Annotated in this window: 1 protein-coding gene; it reads right to left on the minus strand. The window is 68.2% G+C overall.

The window, feature by feature from the left end; translation table 11 throughout:
- The coding region (locus NA4_RS34415) for an IPT/TIG domain-containing protein (RefSeq protein WP_174553034.1) at window positions 1-626 on the minus strand (626 nt) is incomplete at both ends.

Below are 626 nucleotides of genomic sequence, written 5' to 3' on the forward strand. Positions count from 1 at the left end.
CCTGATCCTGACGGAGATATGGCCGTGATCTGCGTGTCGCTGACCACGGTGACTCCGGTCGCAGGTGTGCTACCGAAGGTGACCGCGGTGGCTCCGGTGAAGCCTTGGCCGGTGAGGGTGACCGCTGTTCCGCCGGTGGCGGGTCCGGAAGTCGGGCTGATCGAAGTCAGCACCGGGACGTAGGCGAAGGAGACACCGCCGCTGGTGCCGCCCGGGGTGGTGACCGTGACTTGGACGGTGCCGGTTCCGGCTGGGGATACGGCTGTGATCTGTGTGTTGGAGACGACGGTGAACGAGGTCGCGGGTGTGGCGCCGAAGGTGACCGCGGTGGCTCCGGTGAATCCCGTCCCGGTGAGGGTGACCGAGGTCCCGCCTGAAGCGGGTCCGGACGTCGGGCTGATCGAGGTCAGCACCGGGACATAGGCGAAGGCCACGCCATTGCTGGTGCCGCCCGGACCGGTGACGGTGACCTGGACGACGCCCGATCCCGCTGGGGATGTGGCCGTGATCTGCGTATTGGAGACGACGACGACTCCGGTCGCAGGTGTGCTACCGAAGGTGACCGCGGTGGCTCCGGTGAAGCCCTGCCCGGTGAGGGTGACCGACGTTCCGCCCGAAGCGGGTCC

It is taken from the genome of Nocardia amamiensis NBRC 102102, assembly GCF_001612745.1.
In the GTDB taxonomy this organism is placed as follows: domain Bacteria; phylum Actinomycetota; class Actinomycetes; order Mycobacteriales; family Mycobacteriaceae; genus Nocardia; species Nocardia amamiensis.